This is a genomic window from Pseudomonas sp. R151218B TE3479 (assembly GCF_053629195.1).
In genome coordinates this window covers 6,038,202-6,055,239 of the sequence record NZ_JBRJHV010000001.1, presented here as the reverse complement: position 1 = coordinate 6,055,239, position 17,038 = coordinate 6,038,202, and the positions used below count along the sequence as shown (strand labels likewise).

General features: G+C 61.8%; 17 protein-coding genes. 6 read left to right on the top strand and 11 right to left on the bottom strand.

Annotated elements, in window-relative coordinates; genetic code table 11:
- Positions 1–31: 31 nt before the first annotated feature.
- From AB7M32_RS26390 to AB7M32_RS26350, 9 genes are all read right to left on the bottom strand, one after another.
- Positions 32–1,129: a DUF1513 domain-containing protein gene (locus AB7M32_RS26390; RefSeq protein ID WP_454251843.1), complete on the bottom strand. Its 1,098-nt coding sequence runs from the start codon at positions 1,127–1,129 to the stop codon at positions 32–34.
- A gap of 2 nt (positions 1,130–1,131) precedes the next feature.
- The gene (locus AB7M32_RS26385; RefSeq protein WP_454251842.1) at positions 1,132–2,196 is read right to left on the bottom strand and encodes an imelysin family protein; all 1,065 of its coding nucleotides are present in this window, start codon (positions 2,194–2,196) and stop codon (positions 1,132–1,134) included.
- A 28-nt stretch (positions 2,197–2,224) separates the two neighbouring features.
- The gene (locus AB7M32_RS26380; protein WP_454251841.1) at positions 2,225–3,652 is read right to left on the bottom strand and encodes a di-heme oxidoreductase family protein; all 1,428 of its coding nucleotides are present in this window, start codon (positions 3,650–3,652) and stop codon (positions 2,225–2,227) included.
- Positions 3,653–3,876: 224 nt separating this feature from the next.
- Entirely contained in the window at positions 3,877–5,217 is a 1,341-nt protein-coding gene (locus AB7M32_RS26375; RefSeq protein WP_454251840.1) for an ATP-binding protein, read from the bottom strand.
- Between the two features lie 66 nt (positions 5,218–5,283).
- Positions 5,284–5,721: a Spy/CpxP family protein refolding chaperone gene (locus AB7M32_RS26370; protein WP_454251839.1), complete on the bottom strand. Its 438-nt coding sequence runs from the start codon at positions 5,719–5,721 to the stop codon at positions 5,284–5,286.
- A gap of 327 nt (positions 5,722–6,048) precedes the next feature.
- The gene (locus AB7M32_RS26365; protein ID WP_181288582.1) at positions 6,049–6,726 is read right to left on the bottom strand and encodes a response regulator transcription factor; all 678 of its coding nucleotides are present in this window, start codon (positions 6,724–6,726) and stop codon (positions 6,049–6,051) included.
- Positions 6,727–6,733: 7 nt separating this feature from the next.
- Complete coding sequence (locus AB7M32_RS26360; RefSeq protein ID WP_454251838.1) at positions 6,734–7,144, bottom strand: translation initiation factor 2; 411 nt, start codon at positions 7,142–7,144, stop codon at positions 6,734–6,736.
- A gap of 108 nt (positions 7,145–7,252) precedes the next feature.
- On the bottom strand, positions 7,253–7,552 hold the full coding sequence (locus AB7M32_RS26355) for a YciI family protein (protein ID WP_046062580.1): 300 nt from the start codon (positions 7,550–7,552) through the stop codon (positions 7,253–7,255).
- A 1-nt stretch (position 7,553) separates the two neighbouring features.
- A complete protein-coding gene (locus AB7M32_RS26350; protein WP_003204874.1) occupies positions 7,554–8,150 on the bottom strand; it encodes a septation protein A in 597 nt (198 codons plus the stop codon).
- Between the two features lie 87 nt (positions 8,151–8,237).
- Between AB7M32_RS26350 and AB7M32_RS26345 the strand changes: the two genes are divergently transcribed.
- The 5 genes from AB7M32_RS26345 to rluB all read left to right on the top strand — a co-directional run bounded on the left by AB7M32_RS26345 (position 8,238) and on the right by rluB (position 13,118).
- Positions 8,238–9,101 carry a PHP domain-containing protein gene (locus AB7M32_RS26345; protein ID WP_072408642.1) on the top strand — a complete coding sequence of 288 codons (864 nt, stop codon included), beginning with the start codon at positions 8,238–8,240 and terminating at the stop codon, positions 9,099–9,101.
- 13 nt (positions 9,102–9,114) lie between these two features.
- Positions 9,115–9,744 carry an L-threonylcarbamoyladenylate synthase gene (locus tag AB7M32_RS26340; RefSeq protein WP_053124883.1) on the top strand — a complete coding sequence of 210 codons (630 nt, stop codon included), beginning with the start codon at positions 9,115–9,117 and terminating at the stop codon, positions 9,742–9,744.
- A gap of 132 nt (positions 9,745–9,876) precedes the next feature.
- Positions 9,877–10,575 carry a segregation and condensation protein A gene (locus tag AB7M32_RS26335; RefSeq protein ID WP_165826070.1) on the top strand — a complete coding sequence of 233 codons (699 nt, stop codon included), beginning with the start codon at positions 9,877–9,879 and terminating at the stop codon, positions 10,573–10,575.
- An 11-nt stretch (positions 10,576–10,586) separates the two neighbouring features.
- Entirely contained in the window at positions 10,587–11,537 is a 951-nt protein-coding gene (scpB, locus tag AB7M32_RS26330; protein ID WP_454251837.1) for an SMC-Scp complex subunit ScpB, read from the top strand.
- A 345-nt stretch (positions 11,538–11,882) separates the two neighbouring features.
- Entirely contained in the window at positions 11,883–13,118 is a 1,236-nt protein-coding gene (gene rluB, locus AB7M32_RS26325; RefSeq protein WP_060740973.1) for a 23S rRNA pseudouridine(2605) synthase RluB, read from the top strand.
- A 206-nt stretch (positions 13,119–13,324) separates the two neighbouring features.
- On the opposite strand, the gene AB7M32_RS26320 is transcribed toward rluB, so the two are convergent.
- Together AB7M32_RS26320 and AB7M32_RS26315 are read right to left on the bottom strand one after the other, a co-directional pair.
- Positions 13,325–14,290: a M29 family metallopeptidase gene (locus AB7M32_RS26320; protein WP_072408638.1), complete on the bottom strand. Its 966-nt coding sequence runs from the start codon at positions 14,288–14,290 to the stop codon at positions 13,325–13,327.
- A gap of 93 nt (positions 14,291–14,383) precedes the next feature.
- Positions 14,384–14,521, bottom strand: coding sequence for a hypothetical protein (locus tag AB7M32_RS26315; RefSeq protein WP_003178782.1), 138 nt, complete (start codon positions 14,519–14,521; stop codon positions 14,384–14,386).
- Positions 14,522–15,459: 938 nt separating this feature from the next.
- On the opposite strand from AB7M32_RS26315, the gene AB7M32_RS26310 reads away from it, so the two are divergent.
- Positions 15,460–16,875, top strand: a complete 1,416-nt coding sequence (locus tag AB7M32_RS26310) for an amino acid permease (RefSeq protein WP_072408637.1) — start codon at positions 15,460–15,462, stop codon at positions 16,873–16,875.
- Positions 16,876–17,038: the final 163 nt, after the last annotated feature.

Below are 17,038 nucleotides of genomic sequence, written 5' to 3'. Positions count from 1 at the left end.
AGCTCGGCGCCGATGGGCTTCGCTCCCTTGCTCAGGCCAGATGCAAATGGTTGTCCCAGAGCCCTGCCGGCAGATCCAGCGGTTTTGCAACCAGTTGTGTCTGACGGCAATCGTAATAGCGGCATCGTCCTTGGCCCGACGTCACGACAAAACCGTCGGCCACCGCACCCACGCCGGCACAGTCCGGCAGGGGCGCATCCAGGCGTACCTGGCCACTGTCCAGGTCCCAGATGAAGAAACGATTGCCGCGCGGGGCGGTCAGGGCCACCAGGCGCAGGTCGCTGTGCACAGCGACGCTGGCGGTGTAGTGCCCCATGGCTTGCAATTGTTCTTCGGGCACCGGGAACGCCTGGAACGGTTGGCCCGGCCGTTTGATCGCCACCAGTTCCGACGATTCGTGGGCGGCGCCCATGAACTGTTGGCCGGAGACGATGGTGCCATCACTGGCGATGCCCAAGTGGCGCACGCTGTTCATCGATTGGGCGAGGGTCTCCTTGCTCAGCAGGGTGCCATCGCGTTGCATCAGCACCAGGCTTGGCTCCATGGCGTCGAGGTTCATTTCGACCCGGCTTTCGGCCTCGGTGCGAATGCCGCCATTGGCCACCACCAGCGTCTCACCATCGGGCATCCAGGACACCTGGTGAGGACCGACGCCATGGGTGGGTATCTCGCCGCTGTGCACCAGCCGCTCGCCTTCGAAACGGTACACACCCAACAGGCCGCGCCCCGGGTCGGAGGTGTCGTTCTCGGTGGCGTACAGCCATTCGCCGCTGTTATGGATGACCGCGTGGCCGTAGAAATGCCGGTTCGGCAGCGAGGCGATGGTTTGCAGCAGCGCCCCGTCGCGCAGGTCGATCAAGTAGCTTTCGGTGCCTGGACGACGGGCGACGAACAGCGCAATCGATTGCGTCGGGTGATGGATGATGTCATGGCAGCGTTGGCCGACCTGGGTGGCGAACACCCGCGTGCCGTCCAGCCGATAGCCGACGGCGTAGTGCTTGCCGTCGCCATCGTCCCGTGCCGAAAGCAAGAGTGGGTGCTTGTCCTTTTGCTTGAACAGCGTCCAGCCGCCCAGGGTGACGGCGCCGAGCAGCAAGCTGCCCAGTGCCAGGACCTGACGTCGAAACATGATCAGTCACCGTCGTTGGCATTGAAGCCCAGTTGGATGCCCAGCGCCTTGGCCAGTTCGCCTTCGTGCAGGCGATGGACGACGTTGAGGCTGTCGTACAAATCGTTGAGTTGCTGGCGTCCGGCATCGTCGTTGAGCATTTCGGTCAACGGGCGCTGGCTGCTGGCGAACAGTTTCAAGGAGGCATCGTAGGCGGCGTCGATCTTGTCCGCCAACGGCTTCTGGTCGCTTGGCAGCAGGCCGCGCAGGCCCTTGTTGTCCACGCCGGCCCAGACGGTCCTGGCCGCGCTCAGGCTGGCTTCCAGCCCTTGCAACGACGACTGGCTGCGCCAGGCATCGGCCTGGAATGGCTGAGGTACACCCTTGCTCTGGCGGCCCATCGGCGTGCCGAGTTTTTTCTTCAGCGTGTCCAGGGCCGTGACCTGCACGCGCAGCAGATCGGCGATGGCTTCATGGGAGTCGGCGTAGCGCTGGTTGGGGAACTTGCTCATCTGGGCGAGCATGCCGTCGTTGGCATTCCAGCCCGACAGGATCTCTTCGGCCAGTTGTTTCTGGCGTTCGCCGATGGCGGTGAGCAGCGGGCAGTACTTGGCTTTCTGGGCGCTGTCGGCCATGTCGATTTTCGCGTCGAACAGCAGGTATTCGTAGGCCGAGAGCCCTTGTACGACCACGCTGGACTTGGCCAGGCCGGCGGCGTCGATCTGCGGCTGGCTGTTGACCAATTGCTCGACCTGACGGCCCACCAGGTTTTTCTTGTCCGGCCAGAACTGCACCTGCCAGGCGCGGTTGCCCTCGGCCAGCGGCCCGATCAACAGGGGTTGCAACTCGGCCCAGGCTTTTTGCGCCTTGAGGAAGTCGGCGCGGGCGATGTCCAGGTTTTCCTTGCCTTGGCAGAACGCCAGCGCGCTGGTCGCCAGTTGCCGGTCGGCCTCGACCCAGCGGCTGTAGGTCGGCAGGATCACTTGCTTGGCGATGGCGGCCGAGGTGACGGCTTGCGGGTCCTGGGGCGAGCAGGCACCGAGGGCGAGGGCGGCGAGGCTGGTGAACAACAGCTTGGGACGGAACATGTCAGGCTCCCATTTCTGGAAAAGGCATTTATAGGGAATTCAGAAAGGCCAGCAACGCAGCGCGTTGCTCGGCATTGAACGCTAAAACGTGGCGTTGCGCCGCTTGTGCTTCGCCGCCATGCCACAGCACGGCTTCGAGCAGGTCGCGGGCACGACCGTCATGCAGGAACTGAGTGTGGCCGTTGACGGTTTCGGTCAGGCCAATGCCCCACAGCGGCGGGGTGCGCCAGTCACGGCCGCTGGCCTTGAATTCGCTGCGGTTGTCGGCTAGGCCTTCGCCCATGTCGTGCAGCAGCAGGTCGGTGTAGGGGCGGATGACCTGGTTCGCCAGCTCCGGTTCGGCAGCGTGGGCGGACGTGGTGTATTTCGGTGTGTGGCAAGACTGGCAACCGGCCTGGAAAAACAGATTCTTGCCCGCCAATACCTGGGGAGAATTCACCTCGCGACGGGCCGGCACGGCGAGGTTGCGGCTGTAGAACAACACCAGTCGCAGGATGTTGTCACTGACTTCCGGCTCGCCGTCCGGGCCGTTGCCGCTGGGGGCGCGCTTGCAATCGACCTGGGTCTCGGTGCAATCGTCGAAGGGCCGCAGGCTCGTCGTCAGGCCCATGTCGCCGGAGAACGCATGGACGTTCTGTTGGTTGAGGTTGGGCTGCCCGGCTTTCCAGCCAAACCGTCCAAGTACGGTTTTCTGTTGGGCATCGTCCCAGACCTGGTTGGGACGACCGGCAATGCCGTTGTTTTCACGCACCTGGGTCTCGGCGTTGGCCAGGATGGCTTCGTCGGGGATCGCCTCCAGCAACCCCAGGCCGATCATAGGCGGAGCGACACGGGCGGAAAAACGCGTGTCCGGGTGCATCGGCCCATAGGCCAATTGGGTGATGTGCAGGTTTGGCTTGCGCAGCTCCACGACGGTGCCGTCCTTGAAGCGCACCGGGACGGGGCTGTAATCGACCCGGACCTTGCCTTCGGGAGCGACACCGGGGACGGACATGTCCTGCAACTGCCCACCGTAAACCGGCTCCGGCACCACCCCCAGTTGTTCGATGACCTTGGCGTAGGGCGGCGCATCGGGAATCGACAGGCGCACCAGCATCGACACCGCGCTGGCGGCATCCGGCGCTGGCGGATGACCGCGACCGTCCTTGATGTGGCAGTTCTGGCAGGCGTTGGTGTTGAACAACGGGCCGAGGCCGTCCCGGGCGGTGGTGGTCGAGGGGGCGATCACCCACGGGCTGCGGAAGAAACTGTTGCCGACGCTGAAGTCCACGCGCCGCGAGGGCGGCAGGTTGGCCGAGGGCAGGGAAAAGGCGTTCTGATCGCTCTTGCGAACCGTCGCGGCACCACCGGAGCGGGCTTCACCCGGTTCGGCCTGGGTAAAACGCGGAGCGTCATCGCAGGCACTCAGGCCCAGGGCCATGAACAGTGCACATAAACGAAGAGGCAACGACGGCATCGGGCGACCTGGGAGAGAGGTGAAAAGAGGGCGCAAAGTCTAACAGGGCCGGGGAGTTTGAATAAGAGGAATTATCGTTTGGTTTGTGAAGCCTGCGTGGTTCTGGAGCTACGTAGGAGCTGTCGAGTGCAACGAGGCTGCGATCTTGTCCCAGACAATTGAATCTGGAGTGAAAGATCAAAAGATCGCAGCCTTCGGCAGCTCCTACAGAACTCAGCGGGAGCTTAAGGCTGGACAACAGCCCCCGGCACCAGCGGCAGTTCCAAGGTCGCGACGAACCCACCGTCAGGATGATTGCCCAACACCAGCGCACCACCATGGCGTTCGGCGGCACGACGCGCAATCGCCAGGCCCAGGCCATGACCGGCGGCGGTCTGGCCGGGGGCGCGGTAGAACGGCTCGCCCAATTGACCCAAGTGTTCGGCCTCCACGCCAGGCCCGTGGTCGCGCACGCTGATCAGGATCCGTTCGCCCTGGCGCGCCGCACGCATCTCGATAGGGTGCCCGGTCGGATTGAAGCGCTGGGCGTTACGCAGCAGGTTGTCCACCGCTCGCTCGATCATGGTCGGCCAGCCCTTGAGGCTCAGGTCTGCCTCGGTTTCAAGTTGCACGGTTTGCTCCGGAGACGCCAGTTGTGCATCTTTTTGCAGGGTGAACAGCAAACCATTGAGGTCCACCTCTTCGGCGCTGGCGTTGTCGGCGTCGACCCGGGCCAGGACCAGGATTTCGCTGATCAACGCTTCCAGGCGATCGCATTCGCGGGTCAGGCGTGGCCAGAGTTTTTCACGCTCCTCGGGGCTGGCCCGTTCAGCCAATGCCAGGGCAATGCGCAGCCGGGCCAGGGGCGAGCGCAGTTCGTGGGACACGTCGCGCAGCAGTTGGCGCTGGCTGGCGATCAAGCTTTGCAGGCGCGCGCCCATGCGGTTGAAGTCGGTGGCCAGCACGCCGAACTCGTCTCGTCGGTTGGCCAGCTTGGCGAGGCTGTTCTGCTGGTAGGCGGCCTGGCCCAGGTCATGCACCGCGCCGCGCAGTCGATTCAGCGGACGGGTGATGGAAAGCGTCACCAACAGGCTGAACAAGGTCAGCACCACCAGCGCGATTCCCAATGCACTGAGGGGCCAGAGCAGGCTGCCGCGGTGCCACGCATCCAGCTCGGGATGGGGGATGCGGTAGATGAACAGGTACGTGTCGCCACTTTTGGCGCTGGTGAACTCATCGGTCAGCCGCCGCCAGGGCAGGCGTCGGTCATCGTTTTTCTGTCGGGCTTCGAAGGCCGCGGCACGATGGGGGAAGGTGCCGCGTACTACCGGGTCGCCGCTTTCGTTGAACACCTGGACGTCGATGTGATACTGGCGCTTGCGCTGTTGCAAGATGTCCTGGGCGGCGTCTTCGCCCTGGCTTTCGTAGGTTTGCGTCCACTCTTCGGGCAAGGTATTGAGGCCCGGATGGCGGCTGAGGATCCAGGCGTCCTGGTTCAGCATGTGGCCCATCAGGATCGAAAGTCCTGCGACCAGGGCGATGGCCAACCAGAAACTGGCCAGGATGCGCCAGAACAATGAACGCACGATAAATCCTCGAAAACAAAGAAAGCCCAACGGCGATTGGCCGTTGGGCGGGGACGCTTCAGTGCATTATTGCGCTTTTTGCGGTTGTTGCGCTTTCCAGGCTTTGAACTCAGCCCACTCGGCGCGACGTTCGGCCTGTTTCTTCTGGATCGCGTCGAATTCTTTTTGCTGCTCAGGCTTCAACAAGCCACGGATCTGGGCATCGACTTTCTCATGACGGGCTTCCATTTCGTCTTTCATGGCTTTCTGATCGGCTGGCGACAATTTGGCCAGGTACTTCTCCACCAATTCGCGGCGCTCGTGGCGCTGTTCGCCCATGATCTTGCGGATCTGCTGGCGTTGTTCGTGGCTCAGGTCCAGTTGGCTGTAGGGGCCTTTGTCGTGCATCTGGCCGCCGTGACGCGGGCCGTCCATCGGACCCATCGGGCCGGGGCCTTCGGGCATGGCCATGGCGACGGTCGGCAGGGCGGCAGCGAACATCAAAGCGATAAGGGTCTTGCGCATGGTGTGTCTCCTTGTCTCATTCCCGGTCAGTTCCGGATGTGTGCAGATTACGGAGATCAAGGTCAGCGGCGGTCAGGGGGGCGTAAAGCTTGGGTAAAGACGGTTTGGTGATGAGCTTACAAAACAGTGGACGCAAAAAAATCCGGCGAGGAGATTATTTGTGGCGAGGGGATTTATCCCCGCTGGGCCGCGCAGCGGCCCTCTTGGTTTTATCTGATGCACCGCGGTGGCAGACACATCTGGGGGCGCTTCGCACCCCAGCGGGGATAAATCCCCTCGCCACAAAGGGATCATTTACCCGGTGCAAGCAAGGAATCGTTGCAGTGTTCAGAGGCTGTAGTAATAACCCCGACTACGCAGGGCCACGATGCGCGGGCGGCCGTCGGGGTGGGGGCCGATTTTCTTGCGCAGGTTGCTCACGTGCATGTCGAGGCTGCGGTCGTACAGGGTCAGCTTGCGGCCCAGGGCGAGCTGCGCCAGTTCCTGCTTGTCCAGCGGTTCGCCCGGTTGCTTGAGCAGTGCTTCGAGCAGGCGGCTTTCGGAAACGGTGAGGGTCTGTTCCTGTTCGTCGATGCTGACCACACCACGCACCGGGCTGAAGGTCAGGTCACCCAGTTCGATCTGGCTGGACACGGCCGTCGGGTGGCTGCGACGCAGCACGGCGCGCAGGCGGGCGGTCAGTTCCCGTGGGTCGCAGGGCTTGGCCAGGTAGTCATCGGCACCCAGTTCCAGGCCAAGGATACGGTCCAGCGGCTCACCCCGGGCCGACAGCATCAGCACCGGCAGCTCCGGGTGATCGTTGCGCAGTTGCTTGAGCAGTTCCAGGCCGCTGCCGTCGGGCAGCATCACATCCAGAACCACCGCCGCCGGAGCAGTTTCGGCCAAGGCCTTGCGGGCACTTTGGCCATCGTGACAGGCGCGAACCTGAAACCCTTCCTGGCTCAGCCAACTCACGAGGAGCTCACACAGCTCCTGGTCATCATCTATCAGTAACAGCTCGCTCATGACTCACTCAATTTAGCCATTGCCGACGTTGTCTACGTCCACCGCTGGCAAAGATACCGCAGAGCAAGGCCAATAGCGCTACCCCGGCACCAATGACGAACCATTGCTGTTGATCGGTCAACAGCCGTGGCAGCGGGCTGGCCTGGGCTTCCTTGAGTTGCAGCTTCAGGCGCTGGTTTTCCTGACGCAGCCGGCCCAGCACGGCGCTCTCGCGTGCGCTGTCGGCATTTTGCAGTTGTTTGGCCAACTCTTCACGCTGGCGTTCGCTGTCTTTCAAGCGTTGCTGCAGCTCGGCGATCTGACTGCCGGCGCTCAGGGACAAGGGCGCCGAATGACTTCCCTCGGTGTTTTCCTCGCCATGGGCGGGCGCTCCGAGCGCCAACGAGACCAACAACAGGCACAACGGACCTTTGCGCATTGCAACTCCTGAATTCCAATCGAGATTGGACAGGTTGTCGGCAGGCAAATGAGAAAGATGAGCAACTGGGGGCGATGAGCCCTGAAGGCTCACCGCGCCAGGGGGGATTTACGGCAGGACTTGCTTGAACGGCTTGACCACGACATCGGCATAGACGCCGGCCGCCACGAACGGATCGGCCTTGGCCCAGGCTTGCGCGGCGGCCAATGAGTCGAATTCGGCCACGATCAGGCTGCCGGTGAAGCCCGCGGCGCCTGGGTCATTGCTATCCACCGCCGGGTGCGGGCCGGCCAGCACGATGCGACCTTCGGCCTTGAGCTGTTGCAGGCGCTCCAGGTGTGCCGGGCGCACGGCCAGGCGTTTTTCCAGGGAGTCGGCGACGTCGGTGGCAATGATTGCGTAGAGCATGTCAGTCCTCGGTTTTAGGCGTGGTGGGGTCGGCATCGTGCAGGTGACGGGACAGGTAGATGCCCTGGCCAATCAGGAACAGCAGCGTCATTCCCAGGCTGCCGAAGACCTTAAAGTCGACCCAGTACTCCTGGAACGTGAACGCAACGAACAGGTTGGCGGCACCGCAGAACAGGAAAAACGCGATCCAGGCGATGTTCAATCGGGTCCAGATCAGTTCCGGCAGGTTGATGGCATGGCCCATGATGCGCTTGATCAGCAGTCGGTCGCCGATGAAGTGGCTGCCGATGAACGCGAGGGCGAACAGCCAGTTGACCACCGGGGCTTTCCATTTGAGGAAGGTTTCGCTGTGGAACGCCAGGGTCAGGCTGCCGAAGACAAGGCAGGCGATCAGGGTCAGCCACTGGCTCTTCTCCAGCTTGCGCTGGGACACGAACAGCGCGCCGTAGACCACCAGGGAGCTGATGATCAGCACTGCGGTGGCGCTGTAAATACCGCCTACAGTCAAGGAGTGACCGGCGAAATCGACGGCCCGGGGATCAAGTTTGTAGACGATGAAAAACAGCAGGAGCGGGATGAAGTCGATGAATTGTTTCACAGTGGCAGCCAGAAGCAGGATGTGGCGGCATAATAACAAACATCCTTGGCCGCGATAGGGCCAGCTGATTTGAGGTAACAAACTCTCGTGAATGTTGATTTGCACTGCCATAGCACGGCCTCCGATGGCGCCCTGGCGCCTGCGGTTCTGGTGGCGCGGGCGTTCGAGCACGGCGTGCGAGTCCTGGCCCTGACCGATCACGACACCCTCGAAGGCCTCGACGAGGCCCGCAGCGCCGCCACGGCGCTGGGCATGCAGCTGGTCAACGGGGTCGAATTGTCGTGTACCTGGGGCGGGGCGACCATCCATGTGCTGGGCTATGGTTTCGATGTGAACGCGCCGGCGCTGGTCCAGGCCATTGCACAACTGCGCGACGGCCGCTGGCTGCGGTCCGAAGAGATCAGCCGCAAGCTGGCCCTCAAGGGCATGCCCGGTGCGCTGGACGGCGCCCGGCAGATCCAGCAGGAACTGGGCGACAGCGGCAACGCACCGGCTAGGCCACACTTTGCCGACTGGATGGTGCGCGAGGGGTTCGTCAAGGATCGCGCCGAAGCGTTCCGCAAATGGTTGGGGGCCGGCAAGCTGGGGGACGTCAAGCAGCACTGGCCGACCCTGGAAGAAACCGTCCAGACCCTGCGGGCCGCTGGCGCCTGGGTCAGCCTGGCGCATCCGTGGCACTATGATTTCACCCGCAGCAAGCGCCGCCGCCTGGTCGCCGACTATATTCAAGCAGGGGGCCATGCCATTGAGGTGGTCAACGGCCATCAGCCCGCCGAGCAAGTGGGCAGCTTGGCGATCCTGGCCCGTGAGTTCGGCCTGCTGGTCACCGCCGGCAGTGATTTCCATGGCCCTGGGGGCTGGTCCGAGATCGGCGAATACCGCCCGTTGCCGGAAGATCTGCCACCACTCTGGTGTAGATTCAAACATGATCCCGTTACCACCGCCGTCTGAACAGGTAGAACACGTGAGTCAATTTTTCCAGATTCATCCGGAAAACCCGCAGGCGCGCCTGATCAAACAGGCCGTGGAAATCATTCGGGGTGGTGGCGTGGTGGTCTATCCCACCGACTCGTCCTACGCCATCGGTTGCCAGATCGGCGACAAGAATGCCGTGGAGCGTGTCAGACGCCTGCGTCAACTGGACGACAAGCACAATTTCGCCCTCATCTGCAGCGACCTGTCGCAGTTGGGCCTGTTCGCCAAGATCGACACCGGCACCTTCCGCTTGCTCAAGGCGCATTTGCCGGGGCCCTACACGTTCATTCTCAATGCCACCCGGGAAGTCCCGCGGCTGTTGCTGCACCCGAAAAAGCGCACCATCGGCCTGCGGGTGCCGAGCCATCCCATCGCCCTGGCGCTGCTGGCGGAACTGGGTGAGCCGCTGATGAGCGTGACGCTGATCATGCCCGGCGAGACCGAGCCGTTGACCGATCCCTATGAGATGCGCCAGATCCTCGAGCATCAGGTGGACCTGATCATCGACGGCGGTTTCGGCGGCATGTCGGCGTCCACGGTGATCAACCTGGCCGATGGCGAGCCCCAGGTGGTGCGCGTCGGGTGCGGCGATCCGACGCCGTTCATGGTCGAGGCCTGAATGTCCGCCGTGGAAACCGCCGTGGACAATACCGACAGCCAGGCCGGCGCGCAGCAGGAGTTGCCGTTCGCCATGGTCTATGGCCAGGCGGTCATGGAAATGCCCCTGGACCTGTACATTCCGCCGGATGCGCTGGAAGTGTTTCTCGAAGCCTTCGAGGGCCCGCTTGACCTGCTGCTGTACCTGATCCGTAAACAGAACATCAATATCCTCGACATCCCCGTGGCGGAAATCACCCGCCAGTACATGGGCTACGTCGAGTTGATGCAGTCGGTACGCTTGGAGCTGGCGGCCGAGTACCTGGTGATGGCGGCCATGCTGGCCGAGATCAAGTCGCGGATGCTGCTGCCGCGCTCGGCGGAAGTCGAAGCGGAAGAGGACGACCCGCGGGCCGAGTTGATCCGGCGCTTGCAGGAGTACGAACGCTTCAAGGTCGCCGCCGAAGGCCTCGATGGCTTGAACCGGGTGGGGCGCGATGTGGTGGTGCCCAAGCTCGATGCGCCCGAAGCGCGGGCGCGCAAGTTGCTGCCGGATGTGAGCCTGGAAGAGCTGCTGATGTCCATGGCCGAGGTCCTGCGCCGAGGCGATATGTTTGAAAGTCATCAGGTCAGCCGCGAAGCGCTGTCCACCCGCGAGCGCATGAGCGATGTGCTGGAGCGGCTCAAGGGCGGCGGCTTCGTGCCGTTCGTCGAGCTGTTCACCGCCGAGGAAGGGCGGTTGGGGGTGGTGGTGACGTTTATGGCGGTCTTGGAATTGGTCAAGGAATCCTTGGTCGAGCTGGTGCAGAATGAGCCGTTCGCAGCGATCCACGTGCGGGCACGAGCCGAATAACGAGCAAATCAATGAATCTGACTGAACCCCGCGAGCTGGCCCCCTTGCTTGAAGCTTTCCTGTTGGCCTCGGGAAAGCCCCAATCGATGGAGCGCCTGTTCGAACTCTTCGAAGAAGGTGAGCGACCCGAGCCGGCCGTATTCAAGAAAGCCCTGACGCTGTTGGGCAAGTCCTGCGAAGGACGGGCTTTCGAACTCAAGGAAGTGGCGTCCGGTTATCGCCTGCAGATCCGCGAGAAGTTCGCGCCCTGGGTCGGGCGCCTGTGGGAGGAGCGGCCGCAGCGTTACTCCCGCGCCATGCTCGAAACCATGGCGTTGATCGCCTATCGCCAACCGATCACCCGGGGCGAGATCGAGGATGTACGGGGCGTGGCGGTCAACAGCCATATCGTCAAGACGTTGCTGGAGCGCGAGTGGATCCGCGTCGTCGGCTATCGCGATGTGCCGGGCAAACCCGCGATGTTCGCCACCACCAAGGCCTTTCTCGATCATTTCAACCTGAAGAACCTGGATGACCTGCCGCCCCTGGCCGAACTGCGGGAGCTGGAACCTGAACCGGTGCTGGAGTTCGACGACGTGCCGGTGCCCCAGGGCTTGCAGGAACTGGCGGATGCCAGCGCCGAGCCTGAGGAACCGAAGGAAGAGACCAGTTTCCACTCGTTGTTGCTGGAGCTGGACACCATGGAAGAAGGCCTCAAGACCGATTTCGACGACCTGCTGCGTGAGGGGCCAGGACCTGAAGGCGAGACGAATGATCAGCCGGAGCCCGACGACGTTGAACTTCAAGCCGAGCCTGACCCCGAAGAAGACATCCTCGGCGTTGCCGAAGCCCGGGAAAAACTGCTGGCCGCTGTCGCCGCCCTCGAACCGCGCGAACCCGAGCCTGAATTGAGCGACGAAGAAGCCGAAGCCCGTGCCCTTGCCGAGGCGATCGAGAACGAACGGCGCCAGTTCGACGATTGATCCAACTTGTGCGCAGACCTGAGTGACACACCACCGTCCCCTGTGGGAGCGGGCTTGCCCGCGAAGGCGGTGGGTCAATAACATTGATTGGCCTGACACTCCCTCTTCGCGAGCAAGCTCGCTCCCACAGGGGGCATGCGGTGCATCATGAACTCCACCAAGAATCTCTGCATTGCGCCACCGGTCGGCGGAAAAAGCGCTGAGCCTGGATTGATCAGCTAGTCTCTGATGCGCAATCGCCTTATCAGGCGTATGATTCGCGACCCTTTGGCGATCCCTTCGTCCAAGACCCGTTTTCAAAGCGTCAGGCCAGGCCTGACCCGACCACACCGGGAGGTGCCCAGAATGAAAGACCAAGACCAGAACGACAGCCAGGAAATCGGCCCAGCAGGCGAGAAGCTGCAAAAAGTCCTCGCCCGTATCGGCGTCGGTTCGCGCCGTGACGTGGAAGCCTGGATCACCCAGGGCCGGATCAAGGTCAATGGCAAAGATGCCACCTTGGGCCTGCGTGTCGACATGCACGACGCCATCACCATCGATGGCAAGGTGATCAAGCGCGAAGAGGCCGCCGAAACGGTGCGTCGCGTGATCATGTACAACAAACCCGACGGCGAGATCTGCACCCGCGACGACCCGGAAGGCCGTCCGACCGTGTTCGACAAAATGCCGCGTCCGAAAGAAGGCCGCTGGATCAACATCGGTCGCCTGGACATCAACACCACTGGTTTGCTGATGTTCACCACCGACGGCGAGCTGGCCAACCGTTTGATGCACCCGTCCTATGAGATGGACCGCGAATACGCCGTGCGTGTGCGTGGCGAAGTCGACGACGAGATGATCGAGCGCCTCAAGGCCGGCGTTGTGCTGGAAGACGGCCCGGCGCGTTTCACCGACATCAAGCAGGCGCCCGGCGGCGAAGGCTTCAACCATTGGTACCACTGCGTGGTGATGGAAGGCCGTAACCGTGAAGTGCGGCGTTTGTGGGAATCCCAGGGGCTGGTGGTCAGCCGCCTCAAGCGCGTGCGTTTCGGCCCGGTGTTCCTCAACTCCGACCTGCCGATGGGCCGCTGGCGCGAAATGAGCCAGTACGAAGTCGACATCCTGGCCGCCGAAGTGGGTCTCAAGCCGGTAGCAATGCCGCAGATGACCGCCAAGAGCAAGGACAAGCTGGAGCGGATGCAGCGTAAATCCTCGCGCCCGATGGGCAAGACCGAGCGCGTGCGTACACTGCGTCCGGCTGCTGAAGGTGTGGCGACCGGTCCGCGTCCTTCCCGCGAGCCGCAGATCGAAGGTGAGCGCCCGGCCCGCAAGCCTGCGCCTCGTCAGGACGGTGAGCGTGGCCCACGCACGCCGCGTCCGGCCAATGGTCGGACCGAGCGCGGTGAAGGTCGCGGTGCTCCGGCGGGTCGCGGTACGCCAGTCGCCGATCGCCCGGCCGACACCAAGCGTCCGGCCAAGCCGGCGCCGAAAAAGCGCCCGGGTATCGTCCTGGCCGACCGCGACGCGCCATCGGGCAAGCGCCGTGGTGCACCGGCAGGTTCGGGACAGCGTCCGGGGTTCGGGCGTCGTAAGCCGGAGTGATCGGCAGCCGCCCATGAAAAAAGCCAACTTTCGAGTTGGCTTTTTTTTGCCTGGCTTTAATTGGTGCGGTGCCGGTGGGTCCGCCATCGCGAGCAAGCTCGCTCCCACAGTGGGACGGCGTTGAATGCAAATCTTCCATTCGCTGAAGCCCCCTGTGGGAGCGAGCTTGCTCGCGATGGCGGCATCAGCCTTGCAGAAATCCCAACCTAAAGCACAAACCGCCCATCAAATATCGGCTCATTATCCAGCGCCAGCATACCCTTCTCGAAAATCAGATCCAGGTGATGGCTGCCCTTGGCCCCGCCACCCAGACCCAGGTGCAAGCCGCAGTGGCGCTCCTCGAAACCGGCATTGCGGGCGTACAGGCTCTTGACCCCTTCGTTGGTGCCGATCCCCAGTTCTTCGATGCGGCGATTGGACGGATTGGCGTCCAGGTATTTGTTGAAGTCGTGCTCCAGGCCAGGCACATCGGTGGCGATTTTCTGGATGGTGGAGTCTTCGATCCACAGTTCCAGCGGCGATTGCAACACGCCGTATTTACGTGCGAACGGGATGGTGCTCAGGAATGTGCCGACGAAACTCACCCGGCCATTGATGGTGTCGCTGTGGGTGGCGATTTCGCCTGGGGCCAGGTCGTAGTTGCCGAGGCCGTTGATGTCGGTCCACTTCTTCACGCCGCCCAGGGCTGTGTCGAAATATGAACCGTGGTCATCCTGGAAACTCAGGGTCGTCGCCTGGGACATGCGCCGGATCAGGTGACTGTTGAGCCCGGCTATACGCTGGGGAATCACGCTGAAGGTGTCGTAGAAATAATCGCCGTAGTCCTTGAACAGCAGCGATTTCTTCCAGTTGTCGGCCATCACGCCTTGCAGTGCACGGACAAAGTCCGGGCCGTCGGGACGTGGGTTGGGCAGGGTGGAAGAGTCGTAGAAAAAAATATACAGATCGCTGTCGGCAATGGCCTTGGACAGGCGCTCCGTGGATTCGAGGTCCAGGCGCATGGCGCTGAACCGGAAGGGCGAGCCGCTATCCGCCTGTTCGGCAATGGCGCCGGTCAGCGCTTCGTAGTCAGCGGTATGACCGAGCAACACCTTGGCGGGCTGAATGCCGGCCAGGGCGGGATGGTGTTCGAGGTAGTAAAGGAAATGTGAGATGGCTCGTTGTGTGTCCATGCTTATTCTTCCCTGACAAGTTCATTTAACTTCCCTGACAACCGGCAAAAAGTGGCGGAGTCGACCGGCCGGATCGCCTCCGCCGGGCAGTGCCTACAGAGGCCACATCGCCGTGCCGAACGGAACGACAGCGTCGGCTTGCATCATTTCAACGGCGGCTTCATGGGTTGGGGCTTCAAACCATTCGTCCAGTTGCAGTTCGGTTTCCAAGTCTTTGTCCAGTGCTTGCATAGTGAATCTCCTAGATGACTTTTACGGAAATCAGCGGACCGATTCGGCGAGTGGAAACAGGCCGGCAACGGCACCGCAGAACTTGTCGGCACGATGCCTTGGCAAGTCGCTGAAAACCTAGTCGAGGGTTTTTTGGATTGCAAAAAAATAATTTATTTTTTTTCGTTTGAACTTTTTGTTCCATTTTCATCGGCAGCATTACTCATTCAAAAACAGCTGCCTGGATGTTTTTTTAAATAGGTAGCTACCTACCGTCAATTTGCAGTCAGCCTACGGAAATTTCCTACGTGGAAAGGTTGCGTGACGGGTTGTAAAGAAATGCTGACGAAAAAGGCCGGCCCAGAGGGCCTGAAACGTCGTTTCCCCCAAACGTAAGAGAAAACTTCCGTAAGCCCCGCCCTGCAGGGTTTTCCAAGCCTCTGGCCCGCTTGTTTCGAATCGATGGGCAGGGTGAGATGCGCCCCATGCCTGTCGTGCAGGTGAATAACAAGAAGGAGGCGCAATGAACGCCGCAGCTCAAGTGCATTTCTCCCGTCGTGGCGTTTTTCGCGCTACACCCTTCAGGGGCTCGCAAGGGCCTGGACACTTTTTTGCAGCCACCCGGCACATTCGAGGCGGCCCCATGCAATCCCGGCAAACGACACGCTGATCCGGTGGTGTCTGGCAGCAGGGGGTCAGCGGTGTACAATGCGCCGCGTTTTACTGTGACCCTTCGCGTACCCACGCACTTTCAAGGTTATCCACCTTGTTCACTCCGCCACGCCACAAGCGTGTCGGGTTCGATTTCGTCACAGATAAAAACAAACAGGTGACGCATGACCGTTGTAAAAACGCTGAAGTCCTGGTGCCTGCGCTGGGGTTTGATCGGCGCTGCTTGAGATCCGATTCGAGCGGCAACGTCTAACGAACATCATCAAACCTTGCGTGAGACCCTTTTCATGAGTGGACAAAACTCGCATTCGGGCGAGCTGAAACGCGGCCTGAAAAATCGCCACATTCAACTGATCGCCCTCGGTGGCGCGATCGGCACCGGCCTGTTCCTCGGCTCGGCGGGGGTGCTGAAATCAGCCGGCCCGTCGATGATCCTCGGCTACGCCATCTGCGGCTTCATCGCCTTCATGATCATGCGCCAGTTGGGCGAAATGATCGTCGAAGAGCCCGTCGCCGGGTCCTTCAGCCACTTCGCCCACAAGTACTGGGGCGGTTTCGCCGGCTTCCTGTCGGGTTGGAACTGCTGGATTCTCTACATCCTGGTGGGCATGTCCGAGCTGACCGCGGTCGGCAAGTACATCCATTACTGGGCTCCGGACATCCCTACCTGGGTGTCGGCGGCGGCGTTTTTCATCCTGATCAATGCGATCAACCTGGCCAATGTCAAAGTCTTCGGCGAGGCCGAGTTCTGGTTCGCGATCATCAAGGTCGTGGCGATTGTCGGCATGATTGCCTTGGGCAGCTATTTGCTGGTCAGCGGTCATGGTGGCCCGCAGGCATCGGTGACCAACCTGTGGTCCCATGGTGGGTTCTTCCCCAACGGCGTGAGCGGCCTGGTGATGGCCATGGCGATCATCATGTTCTCCTTCGGTGGCCTGGAAATGCTCGGTTTCACCGCCGCTGAGGCCGATAAACCGAAAACCGTGATCCCCAAGGCCATCAACCAGGTGATCTACCGGATTCTGATTTTCTACATCGGCGCGCTCGTGGTGCTGTTATCCCTGACGCCTTGGGACAGCCTGCTGGCCACCCTCAACGCTTCCGGCGATGCCTACAGCGGCAGCCCGTTCGTGCAGGTGTTCTCGATGCTGGGGAGCAACACCGCTGCCCATATCCTCAATTTCGTGGTGCTGACCGCCGCGTTGTCGGTGTACAACAGCGGCACCTACTGCAACAGCCGCATGTTGCTGGGCATGGCCGAGCAGGGCGATGCGCCCAAGGCCTTGTCCAAGATCGACAAGCGTGGCGTGCCGGTACGTTCGATCCTCGCGTCGGCGGCGGTCACGCTGGTGGCGGTGCTGTTGAACTACCTGGTCCCGCAGCATGCGTTGGAGTTGCTGATGTCGCTGGTGGTCGCGACCCTGGTGATCAACTGGGCGATGATCAGCTACTCGCACTTCAAGTTCCGCCAGCACATGAACCAGACCCGCCAGACGCCATTGTTCAAGGCGCTATGGTATCCGTACGGCAACTACATCTGCCTGGCGTTCGTGGTGTTCATCCTGGGCGTGATGTTGCTCATTCCCGGCATCCAGATCTCGGTGTATGCGATTCCGGTGTGGGTGGTGTTCATGTGGGTGTGCTATCTCATCAAGAACAAGCGCAGTGCGCGGCAGGAGTTAGCCGTGGCGGCTGCCAAGTAAACACGAAACCCTGTGGGAGCGAGCTTGCTCGCGATGGCGATGGGTCAGCAATATCAAGGGTGACTGACACACTGCAATCGCGAGCAAGTTCGCTCCCACAGGAGTTAGGCGTCGCCCTGGGGGATTCGGGGTATTCTGTGGGTCCTGATAGCGGACCCTTTTC

What these genes read in the sequence shown, in the direction of transcription:
- AB7M32_RS26310 (WP_072408637.1), top strand. Translation starts at nt 15,460, where the DNA reads ATGAGTGGACAAAACTCGCATTCGGGCGAGCTGAAACGCGGCCTGAAA.
- AB7M32_RS26385 (WP_454251842.1), bottom strand. Translation starts at nt 2,196, where the DNA reads ATGTTCCGTCCCAAGCTGTTGTTCACCAGCCTCGCCGCCCTCGCCCTC.
- AB7M32_RS26390 (WP_454251843.1), bottom strand. Translation starts at nt 1,129, where the DNA reads ATGTTTCGACGTCAGGTCCTGGCACTGGGCAGCTTGCTGCTCGGCGCC.
- AB7M32_RS26365 (WP_181288582.1), bottom strand. Translation starts at nt 6,726, where the DNA reads ATGAGCGAGCTGTTACTGATAGATGATGACCAGGAGCTGTGTGAGCTC.
- AB7M32_RS26360 (WP_454251838.1), bottom strand. Translation starts at nt 7,144, where the DNA reads ATGCGCAAAGGTCCGTTGTGCCTGTTGTTGGTCTCGTTGGCGCTCGGA.
- AB7M32_RS26370 (WP_454251839.1), bottom strand. Translation starts at nt 5,721, where the DNA reads ATGCGCAAGACCCTTATCGCTTTGATGTTCGCTGCCGCCCTGCCGACC.
- rluB (WP_060740973.1), top strand. Translation starts at nt 11,883, where the DNA reads ATGAAAGACCAAGACCAGAACGACAGCCAGGAAATCGGCCCAGCAGGC.
- AB7M32_RS26320 (WP_072408638.1), bottom strand. Translation starts at nt 14,290, where the DNA reads ATGGACACACAACGAGCCATCTCACATTTCCTTTACTACCTCGAACAC.
- AB7M32_RS26380 (WP_454251841.1), bottom strand. Translation starts at nt 3,652, where the DNA reads ATGCCGTCGTTGCCTCTTCGTTTATGTGCACTGTTCATGGCCCTGGGC.
- AB7M32_RS26315 (WP_003178782.1), bottom strand. Translation starts at nt 14,521, where the DNA reads ATGCAAGCACTGGACAAAGACTTGGAAACCGAACTGCAACTGGACGAA.
- scpB (WP_454251837.1), top strand. Translation starts at nt 10,587, where the DNA reads ATGAATCTGACTGAACCCCGCGAGCTGGCCCCCTTGCTTGAAGCTTTC.
- AB7M32_RS26355 (WP_046062580.1), bottom strand. Translation starts at nt 7,552, where the DNA reads ATGCTCTACGCAATCATTGCCACCGACGTCGCCGACTCCCTGGAAAAA.